Raw genomic sequence first — 21,060 nt, forward strand, 5'->3', positions numbered from 1 at the left:
CGTGACACAGGACTGGAACGCTGTCAATCCTCAGGCGCGTTCGAAGATTGCGGCGATGCCCTGGCCTCCACCGATGCACATGGTCTCCAGCCCGTAGCGGGCGTCGCGGCGCTCCATCTCGCGCAGCATCGTCGCCAGGATCCGGCCGCCGGTCGCACCGACCGGGTGGCCAAGGGAGATTCCGGAGCCGTTGACGTTGAGGCGGTCGAAGTCGTCCTTGGCGAATCCCCATTCGCGGGTCACGGACAGCGCCTGAGCGGCGAAGGCCTCGTTGAGTTCGATGAGGTCGATGTCGGCCAAGCTCAGCCCGGCCCTATCGAGTGCCTTGGCGGTGGCAGGGACGGGGCCGATGCCCATAGTCTTCGGCGGCACGCCGGCCACTGCCCAGCTGACCAGGCGGCCGAGCGGCTTGAGCCCCTGCGCCTCGGCGGCGGCACGGGTGGTGACGATGCTCGCGGCAGCTCCGTCGTTCTGCCCCGATGCGTTTCCTGCGGTGACTGTCGCCTGGTCATCACCCTTGCCCAGGATGGGACGCAGCGTGGCGAGCTTGTCGAGGCTGGTGTCGGGACGGATGTGCTCATCGGCGTCGACCTGGTGTTCGGCGACTTTGCGGGTGCCGGGGATCGTCACCGGCACGATCTCCTCGGCAAAACGTCCGTCCTTGGCAGCTGCGGCTGCACGCTGGTGCGAGTTGTATGCGAGTTCGTCCTGCTCTTCGCGGCCGATCGAGTACTCGCGACGCAGGTTCTCTGCGGTCTCGAGCATGCCTCCGGGGACCGGGTAGTTCTTTCCGCCCGGAGTGATGCGGCCGCGGCCCAGGGAATCGGTGAATTCGGCGTTTCCGCCGCGGACTCCCCAGCGGATGGTGTCGTTGTAGAACGGTGCGTGGGACATGGATTCGACACCGCCGGCGATGACGAAGTCTCCGTTGCCGGAGCCGACGACCATCGAGGCGTCGATGACCGCCTGCAGACCGGAACCGCAGCGGCGGTCGATCTGCTTGCCGGGCACAGTCACGGGCAGGCCCGCGTCGAGTGCGGTGACACGGCCGATACAGGGAGCCTCGGAGGTGGAGTAGCCCTGTCCCATGATGACGTCGGCGACGAGTTCGGGATCAAGGCCGGTCCTGGCGATGAGTTCGCGGACGACGGTGGCGGACAGCTCGTGGGCAGGGATGTCGCGGAACTGTCCTCCGAATCCTCCGATCGCGGTGCGCAGCGGTTCGCAAACGACGATGTCCTGATCCATAGTTCCTCCACTCGTATTCGCTTCATCCGGTGACACGTGGTCACCGGCCCGGCATTCCTGCACAGCCTAAGCCGGATCCACGCGATGTCGCGGAAATGTTTCATTCATTGGGACGTCACCCAGCACAGACGACCGCCCGGTGAGCGGCTCAGACTGCCGGGTGCCCGCGAAATCGGCTCGAACTGCCGGGCCGCCGAGCAGCTCAGTCGCGGTCCTCGCGCACGACCCGGATCGGCCCTGTGGGCGGATTTCCCGTCGGCGGCTGGTTCGATGCCGCAGTCCGCGCGGAGGGGAGCCCAGATGTCTGGCCGAGCGCACCAGGATCGACGTACCCGTCGTCGGGCAGCCACACCGTGAGCACAGCACCCTGGAAATCGTCGCAGTCTTCACCTCGCCCCTGCACATCCACGGCCCCGCCGAGGCGGCGGATCGCCTGAACGACCAGTGACAGACCGACCCCACGAGTGCCGGTCTCCTGCCGCCCGAGTCCCTTGTCGGTCTCGACGCCGTCGTGCTTGGTCGACCAGCCCCGTTCGAAGATCGCGTCGACGTATTCTTCGTCGATGCCCGGACCATCGTCGCTGACCTCGATCGTGAAGCCGCCTGCCCCGCCTGACCCGCTCAGGTGCACATGCACCCGCTTGTGTTCAGGCAGTACGTCCTGCCTGCTCAGGGCGTCGAACGCATTGTCGATGAGGTTGCCGAGGATGGTCGCCAGGTCACGGTCGTCCCCGCCGAGGCGGCCCGAGAGTTCCGCCGTGTCCACCGTCATGTCGATGCCGACCTCGGCGGCTTGGGCGATCTTCGACAGCAGCAGTGCAGAGAGCACGGGGTGATCGAAGCTCATCTGGCCATCGCCGGTGACCCGGTTGAGGTCATCGAGGTCTTTGGCCGCGAATTCGATCGCCTCGTCGATATGTCCGGTCTCCAGCAGGGAGACGACCATATGGAGTCGGTTCGCGTATTCATGGGTCTGTGCGCGCAGCGAGTCCGAGAACGATCGGACGGAGACGAGTTCGCCGGAGAGTTCGGCGAGTTCGGTGTGGTCGCGCATCGTCACGACCCAGGTGTCGCTGGCGGCGTCGGTGGGCTGCTGGTTGACGACGAGCACCCGATCGTCGGTGTAGTGGATTTCGTCGCGGGCCCACCGTCCAGACGAGAGCAGATCGATGAGGGCATCGGGCAGATGGAGGTCACGCAGCGCGATGCCGCCGATCGGCGAGGTCGCCCCGACTGGGTCGTCGGTGCCTGGAATCTCCTCACCCGCGGAGCCCTTGCCGGCAGAGGGAAGTCCCAGGAGTTCGCGTGCATCGGCGTTGATGAGAACGATGCCCGTCGAGCGGTCGACGAGCAGCAGGCCTTCAGACACGGCCTTGAGCACCGAAGAGTAGAACTCGAGCATGTTGCGCAGCTCCGTGGCACCGTAGTCGCCGGTGACTCGGCGCAGGCCGCGAGAGGTCGCCCAGGAGGCGGCGATGCCCAGGACCAGAGTCGTGATGGCGATGCCGATGAGCCAGTTGCTCTGGGCCAAGAAGCCCTCCCGCACCGAATCGGCGGAGTTGCCGACGATGACGGCACCGACGACGGTGTCGGGACCGACGCCATCGACGCCGAGGTGCTTGGCGAAGACCGGACTGATGACGTACATCGTGCCCCCGCCTGGACCGCCGTCGTCGAGGAAGCGGACGATGGACTCACCCTCGGAGACCCGCGGACCATCGACTGCCGCGGCGAGCTGATCGATGGAGTCATCGGGCACATCTCCCGAGTTCGAGGACACAGTATGCGCTTCATTGCGCTCCTGCCGGTTCGACGAACCCAAGGACGGAGGGGTGACAAGGTAGTCGATGGGGACGACTGCGGCCACATCGAAGTCGTATTCGCTCACGACGTTGTCGAGCATCGTCTCGACGTTGTCATGCGAGTCCTGGTCGATGAAATCGGCCGGATCGGCCTCACCGGACCCGACGAGGCTCAGCGAGATCGACATATTGTCAGCCGCGGAGCCCAGCAGGTCCTGTTCGCGCTTCTGGTTCAGCTGGGAGAGCTGGATGTAGAGGAGACTCGTGGTCAGCACCATGATGCCCACGAGCATGATCGAGTTCGCGAACATGATGCGTCCGGCCACACCGAGCTTCATTCGCCGGCTCACACGTCCCACTGGTCTTGTCAGTCCTCCTGACAATTTGGCACGCTGATCCTTGGGCATGGCTCCATTCTGCCACCCACTGCACCGAGGGCCGGAGCCGATCAGTCGCCGAGGGCCGGAGCCGATCAGTCGCCGAGGGCCGGAGCCGATCAGATCCCGAGGGCCGGAGCCGATCAGATCCCGAGGCTGATGGGTCCGGCCGGGACGGCGGAGCACACGAGCACCTCGTCGGCGGTGATCCGCGCCGCGGGCTCCACTGGGTAGATGACCGACCCGGCGGCCAAGGACACGGCGCAGGTTCCGCACGACCCGCCCCGGCAGGAGCTGTCGGCACGCAGTCCGCGCGCTTCCAGTGCTTCGAGCAGGGTCCCCTGCTGCGGCTCCCAGAGGAAGCTGGTCCCCGAATTCTCCAGGGTCACCTCGGCAGGCGGACACTGGGCGATGGCCTCGCTCATGCCGGTGTGCGGGGAGGCGAAGATCTCCTGGTGCACTGCCGGGACTCCGGCCTCGGCGCTGGCGTCGAGCACTGCGCGGGTGAAATCGGCGGGTCCGCAGACCATGACGTTGTCGCAGCCTGACAGCCAGTCGACGAAGTCTGCGTGACCCGGCCTGCCCTGACTCGCGGTGTCACGATGGTGGGCCTCGACCGGGACCGCCCGAGACTCGGCGCGCTTCTGCAGACGGTCCCAGAGGCAGGCTGTCCGGTGGTCGCGGTCGACGTGGACGAGCTTGATCTTGTCCGTTCCAGACAGTTGTGCCCCGCGCATCAGTCCGAGGCTCGGCGTGATGCCGATGCCCGCTGTGACCAGCGCGGTCGTGCCGCCGAAGACCCTGTCGGCGGTCATTGTCCCGTGCGGTCCGGAGGCGAGGATGGACTGTCCGGCACCGAGTTCTGCGACCGCTCTGGAGCCCTTGCCCTGGGTGCGCACCGCGACCCGGACGATGTCATCGGACACGTCCGTGATCGTATAGGTCCGCCAGAATGGTTCGATCAGTTCGAGATGGACGCGCAGGTTGGTGCCGGGTTCGTCGAACTCGCGGATCCAGCCCTGATCATCGCGCAGTGAGACCTCGACGATGTCGTTGCAGATCTGCTGGCTGCCCAGCACCGTCATGAAGCGCGGGGTCCGCGCGGTCTTGACGAGCTCACGTGGGGCCTCGCCTTCGATCTCGATCTCATCACCGGTGGTGACCAGTCCGGATTCGAGGATGCGGCCGTAGATGCCGCAGTGCAGGTGTCCGCATGCCGAGGCCAGGACCCTGGGGACGTTGACGTCGACCTCGGTGGTGGCGGGGTTGACAGTAGTCGCCGGGCAGCGTTCGATCGCCTGGGTGATGGCCAGGCGTACCCCGCCGAGGCGGACGACCTTTCCGATGAGTGCGAACTCCTCGAAGGGAGCGAGTCCCTCGACGAGCACATTGCCGCGGAAGCGCAGCGGATCGAGTTCGGCTTCGTCCGGCGCCAGGGCCGCCTGTCCCTCGGCAGTCCGGGAGATCGCGGAGACCGTGGCCGGGTTGATGATCGAGATTCCCGAGGCCTGCGAGTCGAACATCCCCTGATCCGCGACACTCAGTGCGCGAGGGAAGTCACCCTGCGGGGGTATGCGGGCAGAGAGGAAGTCCGCCGAGGCGGCCCTTGAGTCCCGGTCATCCGTGCGGAAGGTCGTGGACTCTCCCCTCGGGGACGTCAGGGTCACTGTCGCCGAAGACACTTCAGGCACCTCGGCGGGGTCGAGTGCCACCTGCCATTTCTGCAGGTCTGTGTTGTTCTTGAGCACGGTGAACGCGGAGTATCTGTGCCAGCTGTCGTCGGGGACGTCGAGGCTGCCGTTGGTGAACGCGGCGACCCGGTCGCCGATGATGCCCCGCTCGGTGCGCACATCCGCCTCGGAGATCTCTTCGGCGGGGAACCCCTTGACGGGGAATCGATACAGTCTGGCAACACGCATGATTCGATTGTAGGAGCTTGGCGATGCCCGGTGCCCACGGTGAGACCAATTGCACAATGGCCGAGGACGACCACGCGCCTTTGACTCATACCCTAAGGGGGTATAGAGTATTGCCATGACTGAGCATCATGGATATACCCCGCAGAAGGACGCCCTTGCGAAGCGGATGAAACGGATCGAAGGTCAGGTCCGTGGGATCGGAAAGATGATCGATGACGACAAGTACTGCATCGACATCCTGACCCAGGTCTCCGCAGCAACGGCCGCGCTGCACGCGGTCTCCATCAACCTCTTAGAAGAGCACATCGCTCATTGCGTGGTCGACGCCGCAGCCTCAGGGGATGACGACGCCGCCCGCAAGAAGATCGAAGAGGCTTCAGCCGCTATTGCCCGGCTCATCAAGAGCTGAGGCGACATCATCGGCAGACCTGCCGGTTGACGCGCGAAGACAGGAGACACATCATGACGACAACCACCATCACCGTCACCGGAATGACCTGCGGCCACTGCGTGGGCGCCGTGCAGGAGGAGCTCCGGGCACTGCCCGGAGTCACCGACGTCGCCGTCGAGCTCAATGCCGGAGGGGACTCCCCCGTGACCATCACCTCCGAAAGGGACCTCGACGACGATGCGATCAGCGCCGCCGTCGATGAAGCCGGCTATGAGGTGAAGTGATGTCACGCGAGGTCGAACTCGACATCACAGGGATGACCTGCGCATCGTGCTCGGCGCGCATCGAGAAGAAGCTGACACGTTTGGACGGAGTCAGCGCGGAGGTCAATCTCCCGCTGAATTCCGCCCACGTGGTCGTCGAATCCGAGCTCACCGACGCGGACCTCACTGCCGCCGTCGAGAAGGCCGGCTACGGCGCCACGGTCAAGTCCACCTCGGCGAGCGGGCCTGAGATCGTCGACTACGATCCCAGGCATCTGCGGCCTCGGTTCTTCGGATCCCTGATTCTCGCCGTGCCGATCGTGGCCGTGTCCATGGTCATGAGCTGGCACTTCCCCGGCTGGCAGTGGATCGTCGCGATCCTCGCCCTGCCCGTGGTGACCTGGGGCGCGTGGCCGTTCCACTCGGCAGCGTTCAAGGCCGCACGGGGCAGGTCCACGACCATGGACACCCTGGTCAGCGTCGGAATCATCGTCGCCAGCCTCTACTCCTACATCACCTTGGGTCGGGCGGTGGCCGAGGGCCACGGCTGGCAGATCCCCGGCGACTATCACGTGTGGTTCGAAGCCGCGGCCGCGATCACAGTGTTCCTGCTCATCGGCAAGCTCACCGAGGACCGCGCGAAGAGCCGCGCCACCGCCGCCCTCAAGGCACTGCTGGGACTGGGTGCCAAATCTGCCAGCGTGCTGCGCGATCACAGCGACGGCTCTCGGGCGGAAGTCCAGGTCCCGATCGACGAGCTCGCCGTCGACGATGTCTTCATCGTCCGTCCGGGCGAGAAGATCGCCACCGACGGCGAGGTGGTCGCCGGCCACTCCGCAATCGACCAGGCGATGCTCACCGGCGAATCCGTTCCCGTCGAGGTCGGACTCGGCGACTCGGTCACCGGCGCCACAATCAACACCTCGGGTGTGCTCGAGGTCCGAGCCACCCGAGTCGGATCCGATACGACCCTGGCCGCCATGGCCGATCTGGTCAGCCGTGCGCAGACGGGCAAACCGGCCGTTGCTCGGCTGGCCGACCGGATCTCTGCGGTGTTCGTGCCGATCGTCTTTGCGATCAGCGCCCTCACGCTCCTGGCCTGGGGCCTGATCACGGGCGACTGGGCGATGGGCCTGCATGCCGCGCTCACCGTCCTCATCATCGCCTGCCCCTGCGCGCTGGGCCTGGCCACGCCGACTGCGCTGGCCGTCTCGTCCGGACGCGGTTCCCAACTGGGCATCCTCGTCTCCGGGCCCGAAGCACTCGAGTCGACTCGTTCGATCGACACGGTCGTCCTCGACAAGACGGGCACCCTGACTACGGGCATCATGTCCCTGCAGGCGACGCAGCTCAGTGACGAGGACTTCGCGGTTCTGGCTCGACTGGAATCACAGAGCGAGCATCCCGTGGCCCGTGCGATCGTCGAAGCTCAGCCGGTCGCGCAGGCGAGCGCATCTCAGGAACGATCGGCCGCCTCGGCGGCAGATGATTTCGAGAACATTCCCGGCGGCGGGCTGCAGGCCACGATCGATGGCGCCGAGGTGATCGCCGGGCGCCCGGATCTGCTCCGGGAACGCGGGATCGACGTCTCGTTCTCGACTGTGGATGTGCCCACCGGCGCCACGATCGTCGCCCTGGCCATCGACTCTCACTTCCGGGGTCTGACCTTCGTCTCGGACGAGATCAAGGCCGGTGCCGCCGAGGCGATCTCCGACCTGCACTCGCTCGGCATCAACACCGTCCTCCTCACCGGGGACAATGCCGACGCCGCCGAGGTGGTCGCAAGCGAGCTCTCCATCACCGAGATCCGTGCCGATGTCCGCCCCGAAGGCAAGATCGCCGTGGTCAATGACCTGCAGGCACAGGGGCAGGCGGTGGCCATGGTCGGTGACGGCATCAACGACGCCGCGGCCCTGGCCGGTGCCGACCTGGGCATCGCGATGGGATCGGGCACCGATGCCGCAATGGCGGCGTCGGACATCACCATGGTGCGTTCGGATCCGCGTCAGATCCCGCAGGCGATCCGCCTGTCCCGGAAGACTCTGGGCCTGATCAAGGGCAACCTGTTCTGGGCCTTCGCCTACAACACGGCTGCCGTTCCGATCGCGGCATTCGGACTGCTGAGCCCGATGATCGCCGGCGCCGCGATGGCGTTCTCCTCGGTCTTCGTCGTCCTCAACAGCCTGCGCCTGTTGAGGTTCAGGTAGGACTTCCCGCGCGGAGCGCCCTCGCCGCGATTCGCCCCGGCGAAGGCCCTCCCTCGTCAGCCCTGGATGCGTGAGGGCCGGTCGCCCCACTCCTGGTTGCGGAGTTCGAACTTCTGGATCTTTCCCGTCGAGGTCTTGGGCAGGGCCTCGACGACTTCGACCTCGCGCGGGGCCTTGTACTTCGCGATCTGCGCGCGCACATGGTCGATGACCTCAGCCTCGGACACCGACTGCCCCTCACGCACGATGACGAATGCCTTCGGCCGTTCGCCCCATCTGTCGTCGGGGACTCCGATGACGGCGACTTCGAGGACTGCCGGGTGCGAGGAGATCGCCTGCTCGATCTCGACGGTCGAGATGTTCTCCCCGCCGGAGACGATGATGTCCTTCGACCGATCACGCAGTTCGATGTAGCCGTCCTCATGCATCACGCCCAGGTCACCGGAGTGGAACCAGCCACCCTGGAAGGCCTTCGCGGTGGCGTCTTCATCGCGGAAGTAGCCCTTCATCACGTTGTTGCCGCGCATGACGATCTCTCCGATCGTTTGTCCGTCAGCGGGAACGTCGACGAGCTCGTCACCGGACTCGAGGGTGACGATGCGCGCCTGATCGGCCTGGACCATGCCGACGCCCTGCCGTGCGCGGAGTCTGGCTCGGGACTTGTCATCCAGTGAATCCCACGAATCCTGCCACTCGCACACCGTGTACGGGCCGTAGGTCTCCGTGAGGCCGTAGACGTGCACGATCTCGAAGTTCAGTGCCTCCATCTGCCAGATGAGGGTCGGGCTCGGTGCGGCGCCTGCCATCGTTGCCGTCACTGCCCGGTCGAGGGAATGCGCCTGCTCGGCGTTGATGACCGTGCTCATCACGGTCGGGGCACCATTGAGGTGAGTGACCCTGTGACGATCGATGACATCCCAGATCACGTCTGCGCGCACCTCGCGCAGGCACACCTGGGTGCCGCCTGCTGCGGTCAGCGCCCAGCCCGTGCACCAACCGTTGCAGTGGAACATCGGCAGTGTCCACAGGTACACGCTCTTCTCGTCGTGTTCGGAGTGGATGACCTCGCCGAGAGCGTTGAGATAGGCGCCCCGGTGCGTGTACATCACGCCTTTGGGTCGTCCTGTCGTGCCGGAGGTGTAGTTGATCGACAGCGTCGCGCGCTCGTCCTCGACGCTCCAACTGAGTGCCTCTGTGTCAGCCTCGGCGCCGGACAGGTACTCGTCCAGGCCGGTCACGACGGGTGAGGACGAATCCGGGCGGACCGCCTCGGCGGAGGAATCGATCGTCGTGTCCTCAACGTCGACGATGCGCTCGACCGTATCGAGGCCAGCGATGACGGGGGCGACGCTGGGCCACAGCTGCGTGTCCACGACCAGCAGCTTCGCCTGGCTGTGGTTGCAGATGTAGCGGACCTCCTCGGGGGCCAGCCGGGTGTTGATCGGCACCAGCACGGCACCGGCCAGCGGCACGGCGAATTCGGCGATGAGTGCCTCTGGAAGGTTGGGCATGAGGTAGGCGACTCGGTCGCCGGGTTTGATGCCCGCTGCGCGCAGAGCATGCGCCCGGGTCTCCACGGCCGCGGCGAATTCGCGGTAAGTCATCTCCTGGTCGTTGTAGACCACGGCGCGCTTGTCGGGAAAGACGTCGGCCGAGCGGCGCAGGAAGGACAGCGGTGTCAGTTCTGTGTTCCAGGTCTCCATGGAAAAAGCCTACGTCACCGAGGTGGGCCTCAGTCGACAGGGGGCATGCCCGCTGACCGAGGGTCTTGTCTCCTGGCAGGGGGCATGTCTGCTGGCAGGGGTTACGAGAGGACCGCTGTGCTCATTTGAGGATCGGGTAGGTCTGATCGTCATTCTGGGTGTCATTGCGCATGACCCAATTGAGAATGCAGGCGCAGGCGCTGACCAGGACGAATGCGGCACCGGCATAGATGAAGGCGAATCCGAATGCGGTCGGGTCCTGCCAGGCGCGGGTGACGACGATCGACAGGAGGAGAACGACGACGCCGCAGACGAGCCCTACTTTGAACGCATCCTTGTAGGACACGGTGCTGGTGGACTTCTTCTCAGACTTCGATGCTGCCATGCCCCCAGCGTACCGACCTCAGCTGAGAATCGGTGCACCGAGGTCGCTCGGCAGCCCGGAGGAGAGGTGAGCAACCGGCCGTTCCTGATTCGCCCGAAACGGGACTCAGGTGGACTACCCGAGCAGAACAAGCAAAAATGTCTACGTGTCCACCCCCATTCGGCGCCCCTCTGATGAGGTGTCGCGCGCGCTCAGCTCGAACCAGGTCACCCCTGGTCAGAAGTCGCGCCCGCGCACAATCTGCACAACAGTGATCGCAGCCGTCCTTGCAACGCTCACGCTGGCGGGCATGACCGCGTGCGGTCCGGACAGGGGATTGCGGGTCGAACCTGAAGGTGAGACATCCCCCTCATTGTTCGAACCTGCCAACAAAGATTCGGGTCCACCTGATGACCCCTTCTCGCTCAAAGAGATCCGCAAGCTCATCATGGACGCTTCGGGAGTCGCAGTGACGGGGAAGGCGACAGAGTCTGCCCAGGTCGTCGCCGACTGCAAGGAATGTCTCAAATTCTCAACGCCCTTCCTCAGTGACGATCAGAGGTTCCAACTCGTCACCGTGGCCAATCCGCAGCAGAAGAGCGAGATCGTTGCGGGCGCCGTCATCAGCGAAAAGGACGGCGAACCACGCCTCGAACTGATCGCCACCGGCAACCAGCTGAAACTCAGCCCAGGTAAGAATGGGACACTGGTAGTGCAGGAGGCGATGTACGCCGACGGTGACGATGCCTGCTGCCCTTCGGGTTGGTCGGTGCAGGTCTTCCGCCTGCATGAAGGTAGGTTTGAACCGGGTCAACGCTTCACGCGGCTTAATGGAGAAACGTAATGCATATTGTTCTGGTTGAGGATGACGAGGTCATCCGGGAGACAACCCAGATCGGCCTGGAACGGTTCGATTACACGGTGTCGGCATTCGCCGACGGTCGTGAGGGGTACGAGTTCGTCGCTGCACATGGTGCCGACGTTCTGCTCCTCGACCTCATGCTGCCCACAATGAACGGCGCATCCATCTGCCGGGCCGTGCGTGAGCGGTCCACCATTCCCATCATCATCATCTCCGCACGCTCGGATGCGATCGACATCGTCCAGGCGCTCGAAGCCGGAGCCGACGACTATCTCACCAAGCCGTTCGACATGCAGGTGCTCAACGCCCGCATCCGCGCCGTCGTCCGCCGCTTCATCACCACCGGCACCGACAAACTCGGCTACTCCCCGACCACCGAGATGGACGAGGAGCACGAAACCGTCATCGGCCCCGGCGGCATGATCACTGGGGACGGAATCCCCGAGGTGCTCGGAGCCAGCCCGGGCATGGACACCCGCGACCGCCTCAAGGCTCAGCTCGAGTCCGATGACACGTTCCTGGGCGCGGGCGGAAAGTTCACCTCGGGTGACATGAACGACAGCGGCAACGAGCAGATGATCGGCGGCGAGGTCACCGTCCCTCCCCGCCCTGACAGCTCACCGGCCATGCAGTCGGGCTCCAGCCAGGGCGGCTTGAGGGGTACGGGCTCGAACAACAACGGCAGCGCCGATTCCGACCGTGAGCTCGGCCCCTTCCGGACGCGGCTGGGTTCCCTGGTCCTCGACACCGGTCGCCTGACCGTGGAGATCGACGGCGAGGAAGTCCACCTCACTCCCACCGAGCTGCGAGTCCTCCTGCTCCTGACCGAACAGCCCGAGCACGTCTACTCCCGTGAGAAGATCGCCTTCACTGTCTGGGGCTATGAATGGGCAGGCGACTCCCGTGTCGTCGACGTCCACATCCAGCGCCTGCGGAAGAAGATCGGCGCCAACATGATCGAGACCGTCCGCGGATTCGGATACCGCTTCGCGGGCTGATCCCATGTCACTGCGCTGGAAGATCTCCCTTCTCATCGTTGCCTCGGTCATCATCGCCGTGCTCTCCTGCTCCATCGTGCTGCGCCAGTCCGCGGCCCGTGCCGAGGACGACCGCATGCGCTCAACCGTGACCGAGCAGCTCGCGAACTCCGTCGCCATCTTCTCTGAGACCGGAGTGCTCACCCTCAACGCCCGCATCGATGACCCTGCCCTGCCCAAGGATGCACGCGCCCAGGCGCTCAAGGGCCAAAGCGTGACGATGCGCTCCGAGGTTGATGGTGAGGAGATCGTGTGGGCGGCCGCCCCAATCGAGGTCGGCACCTACACCGAGGTGATCTCCGTGCGCGCTTCGACCAAGGACAGCCAGGAGCTCATCGGCCGCATCGACCAGGCACTGCTGGTGGGAATGATCGGCTCCTCGCTGGTCGTCGGCGGTGTCGGCTCCATCGTGGCTGGGCGCATCTCACGCAGGCTGACTCTGGGCGCACAGGCCGCGCGGAAGATCGCGGCCGGAGATACGAGCATCAGGATCGCCGATGTCGTCGACGACACCGACCAGGAGGTCGCGGCCTTCGCCTCGGCGGTCGACACAGCCGTGACACGGCTGACTGAGCGCATCGACTCCGAGCAGCGCTTCACCGCGGACCTGGCGCACGAGATGCGGACTCCGCTGACCGGCCTCGTCAACGCGGCCAACCTGCTCGAAGAGGATTCGCGTCCTGCCGAGCTCGTCAAGGACCGGGTGAAGCGCATGCAGGTTCTCGTCGAAGACCTGCTCGAAGTCTCGCGCCTCGATGCGGGTCGCGCGAACCCCGAGTTCACCCGCGTCAACATCGACCAGACGGTCCAGTCGCTGCTGGGCACGATGACGGCCTCCGGCGCTCTGGGCGGCCACGAGATCGACACCCAGTACGCGGCTCTGAATTCGACGCTGGTCACCGATGTCCGGCGCTTCGAACGCATCATCACCAACCTGCTCGTCAATGCGATCAAGCACGGCGGGGACCCGATCCGCCTGGAGACGAGCACCCGGAGCATCACGATCACCGACTCCGGTTCCGGCTATCCACCCGACATCGTCAACACCGGGCCGACTCGCTTCGTCTCCGCCGGCGGCGGCGGCATGGGCCTGGGACTCGTCATCGCACAGGGGCAGGCCCGTCTGCTGGGCATTCGCCTGATCTTCAGCAATGATCCGATCACCGGTGGTGCACGCACCGAGGCGATCTTCCCGGACCCCGAGGCACAGGACTCGGCACTCCAGCAGTATCTCGAATCTGCCTGAGGTTTGAGCAGGGCAGCTTCGCAGGAGCGATCAGCTGGTCACCCGAGCAGGGTACAAGTCAGCTGGTCACCCGAGTAGGGCGCTCAGCTGCGCAATGCGCGGGAGTATCGCCTGCGGTAGACGATCTGGGCGAGGCGGACGAAGGGTTCGCCGAGGCGCCAGATCCCCATTCCCGCTCGCGAGACGGAGCGCAGCACGAGGAAGACTCGATCATCGTCAGCGTGGATGAGGATGAATGACTCCTCGCCGGTGATCGGGTGCCCGGGTTTCGTCCCGTAGGTGAACCCACGTCGTGTGTCGGACTCGAAGACCTCGATGACGCGTGCCGGCTCCGGCAGGCGGAACGGTCCGAGTCGCACGAAGATCGTCGGCTCCTGTCCGGCACGAACTCGAGGGGAGCCTGTGCCAGCGCTCACGGACCCGGTGTCGTCCTCCGAAGCCTGCACAGAGATGTCGAATCCGCTGCGGATCTTCACCTCCCAATGCAGGAGCTCCTCCGCGCAGCGGTCGAACGTCTCGCGGCCATGACCGACGAAGTAGGCCGATTCGAAGTGTCGATAGCCTGCCGGCCGGTCGACCCACCGGGGTGAGAGCGGCTGAGTCAGTGGTTCCATGCCACCAACGTCACCGAACTTCGGGCACATCATCGCAGTGCCGTTACCGAATCCCGGACACACCGGTGCCAAATTCGAGGCGAACAAGTAAGGTGCCAAGTACCGACATTCCTTCAATCGAATGTCCGCTAAGAACACGCAAGACGCTCGCTGCTGACGACCATCACGCACAAACGTCACGGATCAAAGGAGAACCAAAAATGCGCACCCTCAATGGAATCGATGAGATCACCTCGCTCGTCGGCACCGAGTTGGGCTCGTCCGAGTGGACGACGATCGACCAGGCCGCGATCAACACCTTCGCCGATGTCACCGACGACCACCAGTGGATCCACATCGACGAACAGCGCGCGGCAGAGGGCCCCTACGGCTCCACGATCGTCCACGGATTCTTCACCCTGTCCCTGATCCCGAAGTTCTCGAGCGAGATCTTCACCATCGAGGGAGTGTCCATCCGCGTCAACTACGGCCTCAACAAGGTCCGCTTCGCTCAACCGGTGCCGGTGGGCTCCCGCCTGCGCGGCACCGTCAGCGTCAACGAGGTCATTCCCGGAGACAAGGGCACCCAGGTCATCCTCAAACACGTCATCGAGATCGAAGGCGAAGAGCGACCTGCGTGCATCGCCGAGGTGGTCACCCTCCTCGTCGAGTGAGCACCCTCAGCTCGGGCGGTAGGCGTCGAGCATCTGCGCGACGCGGATGTAGCCGAGGTGAGAGTAGGCCTGCGGGTGATTGCCCAGGTGCATCTCCGCGACCGGGTCGTATTCCTCGGCCAACAGTCCGGTGGGCCCCAACAGGTTGTCCAGCTGACGGAACAGGTCCCAGGCGTCGTCGATGCGTCCAACCTTGATGAAGGCCTCGATGAGCCAGGTCGTGCAGATGTGGAAGCCACCCTCAAGACCAGGCAGACCGTCGTCGTAGAGGTAACGGAAGACCGTCGGTCCTACCCGCAGCTCACGCTCGATGGCGTCGACCGTCGAGACGAAGCGCGGATCATCGGCAGGCAGCAGACCCGAGAGCCCCACGAACAGGCAGGCCGAGTCGAGGTCGGCCTCGCCGTAGGCAACGGTGAAGGCCCCGACTTCCTCGTTGTACCCGTTCTCGAGCACGTCGTGAGCGATCTCCTCACGCAGCTGCCGCCAGGCACCGGGGAGTTCGCGGCCGAAGCGCTCGGCGATCTGCAGCGCCCGATCGACCGTCACCCAGCACATCACACGCGTGTAGACGTTGTGCTTCGGCGGACGCCTGGCCTCCCAGATCCCGTGATCGGCTTCGAACCACCGTTTGCTCACGGCTTCGACCATCTGACACGTCAGTGTCCAATAGGAATCCGGAAGATCGCCGAGGTGCTCGCTGAGTTCGTTGAGGAGCTCGGTGACCGGGCCGAAGACGTCGAGTTGGACCTGGTGTTCGGCCGCGTTGCCCACCCGAACCGGACGGGATCCCGCGTATCCGGGCAGGTGAGCCAGCACCGCCTCGGTGGTCAGTGCGGAGCCGTCGACGGCGTAGAGCGGGTGGAGCTGCTCGGGGGACACTGTACGGGCCAGGATTCCCGTCAGCCAGGACAGGAATCCTTCGGCTTCGCCGGTGGACCCGAGGGAGAGCAGCGCACGCACAGTCATCGATCCGTCGCGCAGCCAGGTGTAGCGGTAGTCCCAGTTGCGCACACCGCCGATGCCCTCGGGCAGGGAGGTCGTCGGTGCCGCGAGCACCCCTCCGGTCGGTTCGTGGCACAAGGCGCGCAGGGTCACCGCCGAGCGGATGACCTCTTCGCGATTGTGGCTGGGGATGTTGAGGGTGTCGACCCAGTTGGTCCAGAAGTTCAGGGCGCGCTCGCGCACATGGTGCTCACCGCCGGTGGCCATGTAGCGGGCATCGCCGGTGCCGGTGCCGCAGGCCAGAACGAGGACCACGACGCCACCTGGCATGTCAGAGGGCACGACAACCGCCTCGGCGGTGTGTGACTGTCCGGTCTCGCTGATCTCGAAGTCGAGACCGGGCGCGATCAGGGAGATGGGCTCGGAGGTGCCGAGCAGCTTCACGCCGTCGTGGGAGCGGATCATGCGCGTCGGAACGGTGGCGTAGTCCAGTCGTGGGGCGAAGCGGATGCGGGCGGCGGTGTCGCCGGTGAGCACGCGCACGACGATGGTGTCATCGCTGTTGGCGTCGACCGGGGCGAGGTAGTCGATGCAGTTCAGGCCCGGCCAACGGGTCTCCAGGAGTGTGGAGTGGGTGAGGTAGCGCTGTGTCAGCGGGGCGGTGCCGGCTTCGGTGCCGACGGCGAAGAATCCGGCAGCCTCGGCGCCGAGGATTTCGGAGAACATCGACGAGGAATGCGGCAGCGGGTGCGGCATCCAGCAGATGCGGCCGTTGGGGTCGACCAGGGCCGTCGACTGCCCGTTGCCCAGCAGACTGTGCCGGTGGATCGGGGTCGCGCGTCTGCCGAACAGCCAGGATTTGCGCAGCTCGTAGATCGCGGCGAGGACGACGGAGACCTCCTCCGGGGAGCTGATCGGGAAGTCCGCGTGCGTCTCTGCAGGGTCGCGGCCAACCTTGAGCCCCAGGTCAGCCTCCCCCAGCGTCTCGAGGGCGAATTCGTCTGCGGTGTCATCGCCGATGAACACGACCACCTCTGCCCCGGTCTGCTCTCGAAGACGCTGCAGAGCCTCGGCCTTCGAAGAGGGGACGACCGAGAGGTCGATGACCTGCTTGCCCCGAGTCGGGAAGATCGCGTGAGTGTCGACGAGTTCATCCACTGCGGATTCGACCTTGTGGCGTTCCGCCTCGTCGAGCCCGCGCAGGTGGACAGCCGCGCCAGTGGTCTTGTGTTCGATGATCGTAGTCGGCAGCGTCTGGAACAGGTCTCGCCGGAGGCCGTCAAGAGCCGTGCGCTGCTCCGGAATGAGGCTGTCGATGGCGACGGTGTCCGTCTCTCCGCCGTGGGAGCCGAAGAGGTGAACCTCCCGGGGCAGGCGTGACATCGCCGCGAGATCGCGGAGGCTGCGACCGGAGATCACCCCCGCCGAGGTGGACGGGAGCAGAGCGAGCGCGCGCAGTGAGTCGACCGAGGAGTCCAGCGGAAAGGCTTGGCCGGGGAGGTCGACGATCGGCGCGATTGTGCCGTCGTAGTCGGTGGCGATGAGGAGTGAGGGTGAACGTGAGACTTCGAAGAGTCGGCGGAAGAGCTCCGGGGAGAGTTCGCGACTGGCTTCGGCCAGGTCGCCCAGGAGGCCCGAGGAGCTGACGGAGGCGGCGATGGGAGTCAGTGGGGAAAGATTCTCGTAGTCGTGCTCGACAGTGCTCATCTCACCTCGGTCTTCTCGAGTTCGGCTGGGGGCGTCGGGTGACGTGGTCGTCGGCAGCTGCGCGGCGAGTGTCAGTTTTTGTCGTCGGGAGCGTCTGGTGTGTCGGAAGCAGTTGGATCATCAGTCTCGGCCGGGGGAAGGCCATCGACGAATGTCTCGTTGCCGGCGGCGATCTGCTTGGCTTTGCTGATGCGCGAGTATCCGCCGATGATGAAGATGACGCCGGCGATGAGCGTGGCCACACCGGTGAAGCCGAGGATCCACAGCGCACCGAATCCGTCTCCGAAGATGAGGATCACTCCGAGCAGCACATGGCAGGCCGCAGCGATGAGGAAGTCCGAGGCCATGGGGTGGGACCTGAGCTGACGGTAGTTGTACAGCTCGATGAGTCCGTGGAGCAAGGCCCAGATACTCATTGCCGCACGCAGTTCCGCGGGTTGGTCTGCAAGGAACAGGAAGACGATCGCGGGGATCGTGATGACAGCTTGGCCGTAGACCGCGGTGCGCACGCTCAGCGGCGAGCGGAGGGCTTGGTAGACAAGAGCGATAGCGAAGAGCACGAGGTAGCTGATGGACAGGATGTCGACGATGTCGACGCCCATCGACAGGTGTTTGGGGCTTGCCGCATCACGCGGCCAGAAAACCGTCGCGAAGCCGAAGGCGACGCCGAGGATTCCGCGGACGACCATCGGAGCACCGAGCGCTTTCGACTCGGAGATGGCCTGGGGCAGTGCTTCAGGTCGCGGTTGCGTGGGCTCGGTGCGCGGTTCGTCGGTACTCATCACACCACCAGTTTAGGTCTCTCACCTGAGTCTGTCTGGCACCGGGCACCACTTTGCCGTTCACGTATTTACGTAATTACGTATTCACTGTATTCTGAGGCCATGAGTACCCCGCCGAAGGATGGTTCGAGGAGCAGTGTCGAGGCCCGTCTGGCAAAGCTCGAACGCAAGGTCGCCGACCTGGGGAACGCAGGGGTCGGACCTGCTGCTCCTGCCGAGGCCGCTGCTGACCCTGCCCCACACCAACGCCCGGCCCGAGCTGCCGAGGACGATACCTTCTGGGCTCTCAACAGCCTGCTCGACCATGCGGGAGACGAAGGCGGTGTCGTCTATACCGGTCACATCACCCCGCCAGGCACCGAGTCCCCGGTTTCCTGGCAGATGGGCCTGCCCTCCGCTGCACTCGGAGACCTCAATTTCGCGCAGGCGGCTCCTGCCCTGGCGGCACTGGGCCACCCGGTCCGGCTTGAGCTCTTGCAGGCGGTCTACGAGGGCACGACCACTGTGTCCCAGCTGGGCCAGGATGACCGGTTCGGCACAACTGGCCAGATCTACCACCATGTCCACGCCCTCGCCGGTGCAGGCTGGCTCGAGAATTCTCGGCGCGGGCATTGGAGGGTCCCTGGTCAGAAGATCATCCCCCTGCTCACGCTCATCCTCATCGGCACCCACTGACACCGCACTGACCTTGGAACAGGACAGCAAATGGATACCAGTACCAACGCCTCGCACACGAACGAACCTCCCCCGCACCCGATCACGGCCACACCTGCACGCCGGCTGACGGCAATCATCGCCGCTGTGATCACTGCGGCACTCCTCGTGGTCCTCACGCCATTCCCCCGCGGGTTCCAAGGTCAGGCCACCGGCAATGCCGAGCTGGTCACACAGGTCGAGGAGACCCTCGGCAGCGCGCACTGGCACCATGTTGCGGCCGCGAAGGTCAACGGGGATGAGGTCACCTGGGGCGGGGTCGGTGCAGACGAGAATTCCGAGTTCGAGATCGGGTCGATCACGAAGACCTTCACCGCTGCGCTCTTCGCCGACGCCATCGAACGGGGTGAGATCGACGAGGATACCCGACTTGGCGATGTGTGGCCCGATCTCGAAGGAGATGTCGCCGAGGTGACCCTGACCTCGATCGCCACGCAGCGTTCGGGTCTGCCCAAGCAGGAACCGGCACTGGGCTTCGGAGACGGCCTTGCGAGCCTACTTTCGAGATACCTCCACACCGACCCCTATCGCGGGACTGCGAGGGACCTCGTCGGCTCGCTCAAGGATGCAGAGGTGGGTGAGAGGGAGCCGGAGTACTCGAACTTCGCCTTCGGGATCCTCGGCCAGGCCCTCGCGACGGTCACCGGATCCAGCTACGGAGATCTCGTTCGGGACCGGATCACCGAGCCGTTGGGCATGGACGGCACGTACGTGCCCGAATCGGCGCAGGGACTGCCCCACGGGTACACGGCCTCCGGGCTCAAGGCAGCCCCCTGGACACTGGGCGGGACGGCCCCGTCGGGTGCCGCCAGGTCGACTGTGCACGATATGAGCCTCTGGCTGCGAGCGACGATGGACGGAACGGCTCCGGGTGCGAAGGCGATCGAACCTCGCGAAGACTATGACGAGAGCGACCGCATCGGCTGGGCTTGGTTCACAACGAAGGATCGCAGCCCGAATCTCACCTGGCACAACGGCGGCACCGGCGGATACCGGTCCTACCTCGGTTTTGACCCCGAGTCACGCGAAGGGATCGTCGTCCTCGTCGACTCGGCGAACTGGGTCGACGATGCCGCCGATCTGATCTCATCGGCAGGAGACCGATCATGAATCCCGAACTCATCTCTCAGATCGCCAGCGCAGTCGTCGTCGCGTGGGGATCGTTCGCCGCCATCCGAGCAGCTCGAGCGACAACCCGAACTCTGCTGCTGAGCAATCTCCTCGTTGCCGCCGCCATGCTGTTGCTCGTCCGACTCATCTCCGATTTCGGCGGTTGGAACTCGTGGTTCCTCTACGTGTGGCTGCTCAGCCTCGGCGGCTATGTCATCGCGGTGTATCTGGCGGCAACAGCGTGGCCGAATCTCCCGTGGCGGGCAGCCAATGACAGAACGCGCCAGTCGGAGATCACCAATCTCAGCATCTCGAGCGTCCTCACGCTCGCCGCCTCCGGCGCCTTAGTGGTACCGGGGCTGCTGCTGAGCTAGGCCCGTCGGCAGCGGACAATATCGAGTTCACCGAAGGGTTCGCTCACAAGAGATGGGGTTCGCTCGGTTCAGGAGCTGCCAGAGATCGTCAGCTTCCCACCTGCTTCAGACACCGAATATTCGGGGAGGGGCTCGGTAGCCGGACCGTCGGTCACCTCTCCTGAGGTGGTCGAGAACCTCGAGGAATGACACGGGCACACGATCTCCTTTTCGGTCACAGTTCGAACCTGGCAACCCTGGTGTGTGCAGACGGAAGAGAAGGCGTGGAACTCACCCTCCTTCGGCTGGGTGATGACATATGTTTCATCGACGACGGTTCCGGATCCGACCGGAACCTCGCTGGCCTCAACGGTGGCATCTGCCCCGGAGTCCGACTGTGAATCGTCCGGCTCCTCCGAGGTGCAGGCCGAGGTGAGGCCTGCAGAGGACCCCACGACTGCAACACCGCCCACCACGCTCGCTGACTTGATGATCGTGCGCCTGTTCGTTTCCACTGTGCTCCTCAGCTTCCTGCCCGTGGGCCGCGGCTCGGTTGTTCGGCTTCCAGGGTAGCGCGAAGAGGTGACGCAGCGATGCGAAGGAACGGACTTTCCGTGCCTACTTGGCTAAGGCAGATTCATGTGTCAGCTGCCGGCCACACCAATGAGTCCAGTCGCGTTTGACGCTGCACTCAACCACACCCGACGACACAACCCCCACCACCACCCCACGGGCATGAATACAAAAAAAGGGGGCCACCCCA

The 21,060-nt window shown here is 65.0% G+C and carries 19 protein-coding genes; 10 read left to right on the plus strand and 9 right to left on the minus strand.

All coding sequences use genetic code 11. The features are described from left to right. Nucleotides 1-30 precede the first annotated feature (30 nt). The 3 genes from JTF07_RS07120 to JTF07_RS07130 form a co-directional block, all read right to left on the minus strand. Entirely contained in the window at nt 31-1,248 is a 1,218-nt protein-coding gene (locus JTF07_RS07120; protein ID WP_204233510.1) for an acetyl-CoA C-acetyltransferase, read from the minus strand. Nucleotides 1,249-1,450: 202 nt separating this feature from the next. Further along, nucleotides 1,451-3,457 carry a sensor histidine kinase gene (locus JTF07_RS07125; RefSeq protein ID WP_204233511.1) on the minus strand — a complete coding sequence of 669 codons (2,007 nt, stop codon included), beginning with the start codon at nt 3,455-3,457 and terminating at the stop codon, nt 1,451-1,453. Nucleotides 3,458-3,570: 113 nt separating this feature from the next. After that, nucleotides 3,571-5,346 carry an MOSC domain-containing protein gene (locus tag JTF07_RS07130; RefSeq protein ID WP_204233512.1) on the minus strand — a complete coding sequence of 592 codons (1,776 nt, stop codon included), beginning with the start codon at nt 5,344-5,346 and terminating at the stop codon, nt 3,571-3,573. A 115-nt stretch (nt 5,347-5,461) separates the two neighbouring features. Here JTF07_RS07130 and JTF07_RS07135 point away from each other — a divergent pair, with 115 nt between their 5' ends. The 3 genes from JTF07_RS07135 to JTF07_RS07145 are packed head-to-tail and all read left to right on the plus strand — an operon-like array spanning nt 5,462 to nt 8,207. Further along, nucleotides 5,462-5,755 carry a metal-sensitive transcriptional regulator gene (locus JTF07_RS07135; protein ID WP_204233513.1) on the plus strand — a complete coding sequence of 98 codons (294 nt, stop codon included), beginning with the start codon at nt 5,462-5,464 and terminating at the stop codon, nt 5,753-5,755. A 53-nt stretch (nt 5,756-5,808) separates the two neighbouring features. Next, on the plus strand, nt 5,809-6,021 hold the full coding sequence (locus tag JTF07_RS07140) for a heavy-metal-associated domain-containing protein (protein ID WP_204233514.1): 213 nt from the start codon (nt 5,809-5,811) through the stop codon (nt 6,019-6,021). Then, a complete protein-coding gene (locus JTF07_RS07145; RefSeq protein WP_204233515.1) occupies nt 6,021-8,207 on the plus strand; it encodes a heavy metal translocating P-type ATPase in 2,187 nt (728 codons plus the stop codon). The genes JTF07_RS07140 and JTF07_RS07145 overlap by 1 nt, the downstream gene beginning before the upstream one ends. A gap of 56 nt (nt 8,208-8,263) precedes the next feature. Here the strand turns inward: JTF07_RS07145 and JTF07_RS07150 are convergent, their stop codons facing one another. Then, the gene (locus JTF07_RS07150; protein WP_204233516.1) at nt 8,264-9,910 is read right to left on the minus strand and encodes a long-chain-fatty-acid--CoA ligase; all 1,647 of its coding nucleotides are present in this window, start codon (nt 9,908-9,910) and stop codon (nt 8,264-8,266) included. 121 nt (nt 9,911-10,031) lie between these two features. Continuing rightward, on the minus strand, nt 10,032-10,295 hold the full coding sequence (locus tag JTF07_RS07155) for a hypothetical protein (RefSeq protein ID WP_204233517.1): 264 nt from the start codon (nt 10,293-10,295) through the stop codon (nt 10,032-10,034). Nucleotides 10,296-10,440: 145 nt separating this feature from the next. Between JTF07_RS07155 and JTF07_RS07160 the strand changes: the two genes are divergently transcribed. From JTF07_RS07160 to JTF07_RS07170, 3 genes are read left to right on the plus strand one after another with little or no spacing between them, the layout of a single operon-like run. Then, the gene (locus JTF07_RS07160) at nt 10,441-11,118 is read left to right on the plus strand and encodes a hypothetical protein (protein WP_353843895.1); all 678 of its coding nucleotides are present in this window, start codon (nt 10,441-10,443) and stop codon (nt 11,116-11,118) included. Then, complete coding sequence (locus tag JTF07_RS07165) at nt 11,118-12,134, plus strand: response regulator transcription factor (RefSeq protein ID WP_204233519.1); 1,017 nt, start codon at nt 11,118-11,120, stop codon at nt 12,132-12,134. Before JTF07_RS07160 ends, JTF07_RS07165 begins: the two co-directional genes overlap by 1 nt. Nucleotides 12,135-12,138: 4 nt before the next feature. Continuing rightward, nucleotides 12,139-13,419 (plus strand): sensor histidine kinase, encoded by a 1,281-nt coding sequence (locus JTF07_RS07170; protein WP_204233520.1) that lies wholly within the window; start codon nt 12,139-12,141, stop codon nt 13,417-13,419. 83 nt (nt 13,420-13,502) lie between these two features. On the opposite strand, the gene JTF07_RS07175 is transcribed toward JTF07_RS07170, so the two are convergent. Further along, complete coding sequence (locus JTF07_RS07175) at nt 13,503-14,033, minus strand: DUF1990 domain-containing protein (protein WP_204233521.1); 531 nt, start codon at nt 14,031-14,033, stop codon at nt 13,503-13,505. A gap of 200 nt (nt 14,034-14,233) precedes the next feature. On the opposite strand from JTF07_RS07175, the gene JTF07_RS07180 reads away from it, so the two are divergent. Further along, complete coding sequence (locus JTF07_RS07180; RefSeq protein ID WP_143924667.1) at nt 14,234-14,686, plus strand: MaoC family dehydratase; 453 nt, start codon at nt 14,234-14,236, stop codon at nt 14,684-14,686. A 6-nt stretch (nt 14,687-14,692) separates the two neighbouring features. Here the strand turns inward: JTF07_RS07180 and otsB are convergent, their stop codons facing one another. Both otsB and JTF07_RS07190 read right to left on the minus strand, forming a co-directional pair. Then, entirely contained in the window at nt 14,693-17,338 is a 2,646-nt protein-coding gene (gene otsB / locus JTF07_RS07185; protein ID WP_204233522.1) for a trehalose-phosphatase, read from the minus strand. Between the two features lie 71 nt (nt 17,339-17,409). Then, a complete protein-coding gene (locus JTF07_RS07190; protein ID WP_204233523.1) occupies nt 17,410-18,120 on the minus strand; it encodes an HdeD family acid-resistance protein in 711 nt (236 codons plus the stop codon). A 102-nt stretch (nt 18,121-18,222) separates the two neighbouring features. On the opposite strand from JTF07_RS07190, the gene JTF07_RS07195 reads away from it, so the two are divergent. Genes JTF07_RS07195 through JTF07_RS07205 form a run of 3 tightly spaced genes read left to right on the plus strand, consistent with a single transcriptional unit; the run spans nt 18,223 to nt 20,318 of the window. Beyond that, nucleotides 18,223-18,795 carry a winged helix-turn-helix domain-containing protein gene (locus tag JTF07_RS07195; RefSeq protein WP_252199389.1) on the plus strand — a complete coding sequence of 191 codons (573 nt, stop codon included), beginning with the start codon at nt 18,223-18,225 and terminating at the stop codon, nt 18,793-18,795. A 30-nt stretch (nt 18,796-18,825) separates the two neighbouring features. Next, nucleotides 18,826-19,944 (plus strand): serine hydrolase domain-containing protein, encoded by a 1,119-nt coding sequence (locus JTF07_RS07200; RefSeq protein WP_204233524.1) that lies wholly within the window; start codon nt 18,826-18,828, stop codon nt 19,942-19,944. Beyond that, nucleotides 19,941-20,318 carry a hypothetical protein gene (locus tag JTF07_RS07205; RefSeq protein ID WP_204233525.1) on the plus strand — a complete coding sequence of 126 codons (378 nt, stop codon included), beginning with the start codon at nt 19,941-19,943 and terminating at the stop codon, nt 20,316-20,318. The genes JTF07_RS07200 and JTF07_RS07205 overlap by 4 nt, the downstream gene beginning before the upstream one ends. A 68-nt stretch (nt 20,319-20,386) precedes the next feature. Here the strand turns inward: JTF07_RS07205 and JTF07_RS07210 are convergent, their stop codons facing one another. Next, on the minus strand, nt 20,387-20,812 hold the full coding sequence (locus JTF07_RS07210; protein WP_204233526.1) for a Rieske (2Fe-2S) protein: 426 nt from the start codon (nt 20,810-20,812) through the stop codon (nt 20,387-20,389). Nucleotides 20,813-21,060 lie beyond the last annotated feature (248 nt).

Source organism: Brevibacterium sp. RIT 803 (genome assembly GCF_016892625.1).
Taxonomy (GTDB): Bacteria; Actinomycetota; Actinomycetes; order Actinomycetales; family Brevibacteriaceae; genus Brevibacterium.

Excerpts from the sequence above, each read along its gene's own strand:
- JTF07_RS07205 (WP_204233525.1), top strand. The coding sequence starts at position 19,941 with ATGAATCCCGAACTCATCTCTCAGATCGCCAGCGCAGTCGTCGTCGCG.
- JTF07_RS07170 (WP_204233520.1), top strand. The coding sequence starts at position 12,139 with ATGTCACTGCGCTGGAAGATCTCCCTTCTCATCGTTGCCTCGGTCATC.
- JTF07_RS07130 (WP_204233512.1), bottom strand. The coding sequence starts at position 5,346 with ATGCGTGTTGCCAGACTGTATCGATTCCCCGTCAAGGGGTTCCCCGCC.
- JTF07_RS07150 (WP_204233516.1), bottom strand. The coding sequence starts at position 9,910 with ATGGAGACCTGGAACACAGAACTGACACCGCTGTCCTTCCTGCGCCGC.
- JTF07_RS07145 (WP_204233515.1), top strand. The coding sequence starts at position 6,021 with ATGTCACGCGAGGTCGAACTCGACATCACAGGGATGACCTGCGCATCG.
- JTF07_RS07200 (WP_204233524.1), top strand. The coding sequence starts at position 18,826 with ATGGATACCAGTACCAACGCCTCGCACACGAACGAACCTCCCCCGCAC.
- otsB (WP_204233522.1), bottom strand. The coding sequence starts at position 17,338 with ATGAGCACTGTCGAGCACGACTACGAGAATCTTTCCCCACTGACTCCC.
- JTF07_RS07180 (WP_143924667.1), top strand. The coding sequence starts at position 14,234 with ATGCGCACCCTCAATGGAATCGATGAGATCACCTCGCTCGTCGGCACC.
- JTF07_RS07125 (WP_204233511.1), bottom strand. The coding sequence starts at position 3,457 with ATGCCCAAGGATCAGCGTGCCAAATTGTCAGGAGGACTGACAAGACCA.
- JTF07_RS07165 (WP_204233519.1), top strand. The coding sequence starts at position 11,118 with ATGCATATTGTTCTGGTTGAGGATGACGAGGTCATCCGGGAGACAACC.
- JTF07_RS07155 (WP_204233517.1), bottom strand. The coding sequence starts at position 10,295 with ATGGCAGCATCGAAGTCTGAGAAGAAGTCCACCAGCACCGTGTCCTAC.
- JTF07_RS07195 (WP_252199389.1), top strand. The coding sequence starts at position 18,223 with ATGAGTACCCCGCCGAAGGATGGTTCGAGGAGCAGTGTCGAGGCCCGT.
- JTF07_RS07190 (WP_204233523.1), bottom strand. The coding sequence starts at position 18,120 with ATGAGTACCGACGAACCGCGCACCGAGCCCACGCAACCGCGACCTGAA.
- JTF07_RS07175 (WP_204233521.1), bottom strand. The coding sequence starts at position 14,033 with ATGGAACCACTGACTCAGCCGCTCTCACCCCGGTGGGTCGACCGGCCG.
- JTF07_RS07120 (WP_204233510.1), bottom strand. The coding sequence starts at position 1,248 with ATGGATCAGGACATCGTCGTTTGCGAACCGCTGCGCACCGCGATCGGA.
- JTF07_RS07140 (WP_204233514.1), top strand. The coding sequence starts at position 5,809 with ATGACGACAACCACCATCACCGTCACCGGAATGACCTGCGGCCACTGC.
- JTF07_RS07135 (WP_204233513.1), top strand. The coding sequence starts at position 5,462 with ATGACTGAGCATCATGGATATACCCCGCAGAAGGACGCCCTTGCGAAG.